Origin of the sequence: Paramesorhizobium deserti (genome assembly GCF_001558695.1) — a bacterium.
Taxonomy (GTDB): Bacteria; Pseudomonadota; Alphaproteobacteria; order Rhizobiales; family Rhizobiaceae; genus Paramesorhizobium; species Paramesorhizobium deserti.
Genome location: NZ_LNTU01000025.1, coordinates 1 through 2,685, shown reverse-complemented (window position 1 = coordinate 2,685; position 2,685 = coordinate 1). Strand labels below are relative to the sequence as shown.

General features: G+C 56.3%; 3 protein-coding genes and 2 pseudogenes. 4 read left to right on the top strand and 1 reads right to left on the bottom strand.

All coding sequences use genetic code 11. The features are described 5' to 3' along the window. The 3 genes and pseudogenes from ATN84_RS26960 to ATN84_RS16150 all read left to right on the top strand — a co-directional run. A pseudogene (locus tag ATN84_RS26960) lies at positions 1–155 on the top strand (DDE-type integrase/transposase/recombinase); the annotation flags it as partial. 310 nt (positions 156–465) lie between these two features. Then, a complete protein-coding gene (locus ATN84_RS16155; protein WP_068882721.1) occupies positions 466–1,002 on the top strand; it encodes a dihydrofolate reductase family protein in 537 nt (178 codons plus the stop codon). Then, positions 999–1,583 (top strand): TetR/AcrR family transcriptional regulator, encoded by a 585-nt coding sequence (locus ATN84_RS16150; protein ID WP_068882720.1) that lies wholly within the window; start codon positions 999–1,001, stop codon positions 1,581–1,583. The genes ATN84_RS16155 and ATN84_RS16150 overlap by 4 nt, the downstream gene beginning before the upstream one ends. A 368-nt stretch (positions 1,584–1,951) precedes the next feature. On the opposite strand, the gene ATN84_RS16145 is transcribed toward ATN84_RS16150, so the two are convergent. Continuing rightward, positions 1,952–2,185 carry a helix-turn-helix domain-containing protein gene (locus ATN84_RS16145; RefSeq protein WP_201026390.1) on the bottom strand — a complete coding sequence of 78 codons (234 nt, stop codon included), beginning with the start codon at positions 2,183–2,185 and terminating at the stop codon, positions 1,952–1,954. A gap of 155 nt (positions 2,186–2,340) precedes the next feature. On the opposite strand from ATN84_RS16145, the pseudogene ATN84_RS16140 reads away from it, so the two are divergent. Continuing rightward, positions 2,341–2,685: pseudogene (locus tag ATN84_RS16140) on the top strand (hypothetical protein); the annotation flags it as partial.

The following is a 2,685-nucleotide window of genomic DNA, read 5'->3' as shown; positions in this document are numbered from 1 at the left end:
GGGCGAAGCTTCGGGAAGATCGTCAGACAGCTGTCGGCCCGAACGATGTGTGGGCGATGGATTTCGTGCACGATCAACTCGCCACCGGAAAGAAACTGCGGGTGCTGACGGTGGTCGACACGTTCTCACGTTATGTGCCAGTGCTTGATCCGCGCTTCATCGATCCGGATCACCTGACCCATCGCCGCATCCTTCTCGTCGTCCATCCTTTCGCTCCTTCCGTCATTGTAGAAGCAGCCGTCAATTCTGAAAGTGCGAAAGATTCTTTACGTTATCAGCCACTGATTTTTCGCGCAGGGCCGATCTGTTGCAGGTTTTAGGATTTGCGCGACAGCTTGCGACCGAAATGGGGTGGGAAGCGGACTGTCGGCTTTCGGCGCGGCGAGGGCGGGAGCGGACAGTCGAGCTCCTTGACAAACATCCACTCTCACTATTTATACAATGTATAATTAGTGAGAGTGGAAGATGATCACCGGGCACGTATTCATTGCAACGAGCCTTGATGGCTTTATCGCACGCGAAAGCGGGGACATAGATTGGCTGCTCAAGCACGATCAGGCCGGCGAGGATCATGGTTACGACGACTTCATACGAGACATCGACGTCATCGTGATGGGGCGGGGCACCTACGAGTCGGTCCGAAGCATGGGAGAGTGGTTCTATAACCGACCGGTACTGGTCTTGTCGGCACAGCTAGCGCAACAGGCGGTTCCTTCGGAGTTGAGCGATAAGGTGCGCTTTTCCGACAAGTCCCCGGAAGATGCGATGGCGATGCTTCAATCCGAGGGTGCGCGCCGTGCCTATGTGGATGGGGGACGCATCATTCAATCCTTTCTCGCACTCGACCTGATCGATGACATGGTGATCACGAGGGTGCCAATCTTGCTCGGCACTGGCCGCCCTCTTTTCGGCGGCGGTCAGCGCGATGTGGAGCTTTGGCACAAAAGCACAAGGTCTTTTCCTTCTGGATTGGTTCAATCTCGTTATGAAGTGATAAGATGACAGCAAGGGGGCGAGGTCGGCCGTCATCAGACGGAAACACGGTTTCACCGGAGCGCATTCTTTCAGATGCGTTGAGCATACTCGATGCTGACGGTCTCGACCGCTTAACCATGCGTGCTTTGGCGGTGCGCGTGGGCATCAATCCCATGACGATCTATCACCACTTTAAGGATCGGGATGGCTTGATCAGGTCATTGGCCGAATGGGTGTATGCCGACGTGGCTGCGCCAGAAACGGACGACGCGAATGCACGTTTGCGCGGCCTCCTCATGGCCTACTACTCCAAAGTGGTCCTGCATCCAGCTTTGACCTTGGCGATCTTTGCCCGGCCGTCGGTTTTCCCCGATCACGCAACGAGGATAACTGAAAACCTGATCAGCCTCCTGAACGAATTGGGTCTCTCGTCGCAACGCTCCTTGCGTTGGACCCACATTCTCGTCGATTACGTCCATGGCGCCGCCCTCGCTGTAGCTGCCCGGGAAGGAAACCAACGGCGTGGGCCAATGCTCGACGATTTTGAAAGCGGACTTGCCGAGCTGTTGAAGGCATTCGTGCCCTCTCCAGATCGCTCGAGCGACTAGGGTCACGACCTTCGGCTTTCAACATTTCCGTCACCAAGCGCAGAAGCATCGAAATCTATCGCAGAAAGAAAGCAGAACACGCGCCCCTCCATTCGTGTCTAAATGACTGCTCTCAGGGAACACCGCAACGCTTCGAACGTCCGAAACGAGGTCGGAATCGGTCATGAAGACATCATGGCGGCGTGGCGCTATTTAAAGAATCCCGTCAATCCTTAAATAACGGAGATGCTAACATACGGGCACTTGAATAGGCTCGTCGCTCTCGGCCGACTCCATCAGAAGCATAAATCCGGTCGATCGACAGTGTCAGTATATCGGCAAAGAGATTGAGCGCCCGCGATGCCGGGTCTCATCCGGGCTGCTTGTCATCAACGCGTGGTCTTCTTCGCCAGTCGCACGCCCGGACCGCCGCCGTTCTCCGGAATGAACTCGACGCCCCCAGCTTCGAACGCTGCGCGCAGGGCCGCAACCGTCGTGCTTTTCAAGTTCTCGCCACGTTCAAAACGAGCAACGGTGTCGGGAGAAACATTAGCATTTCGAGCTAAGTCCCGAGTTCCCCAACCAAGTGCGGCCCGCGCCATTCGGCACTGAATAGAATTCATTTCGTAACACTGATACGATTTCTGTTGATCCATGAACCGGCTTGCATTATCGTATCTGCGGTACGATTTTGTTCGCCTGAAAGAGCGGCTGCCAACGATGTTGCGACCATCATTAGCAGCCTGACCACAACCCAAGCTGATAGGAGCTCGGATCAATGGCTGATTCGGACGATACCACGACTTTGCCTTCCGTCACGCGCAGGATGTTGCTTGCGGGCACGATGGCAGCGACGGCGACATGGCCGTTTGAACATGGCGGGGGCGCCACCGAGATGCTGGCCGGCAGCTCCGCCTGCGATCCCGCGCTGGACCTTTGGCGGCAATGGCTGGAAGCATATGACGAAACGCAGCGCCTTTGGAAAAGGCAGCTGGACCTGGAACGCAGGATGGTCGCGGCGGTTGGATTTCCGCGGGTGGAAATCACATTGCCCGGAGAAAGGCAGCCGGTCCGTGCTTTCAGTCTGGAAGACATAGACCGGATATGCGGCGATGCATCCGGG

Bases quoted from the DNA above. Each gene is read 5' to 3' on its own strand.
- ATN84_RS16155 (WP_068882721.1), top strand. From the start codon at position 466: ATGATCACCGGGCACGTATTCATTGCAACGAGCCTTGATGGCTTTATC.
- ATN84_RS16150 (WP_068882720.1), top strand. From the start codon at position 999: ATGACAGCAAGGGGGCGAGGTCGGCCGTCATCAGACGGAAACACGGTT.
- ATN84_RS16145 (WP_201026390.1), bottom strand. From the start codon at position 2,185: ATGAATTCTATTCAGTGCCGAATGGCGCGGGCCGCACTTGGTTGGGGA.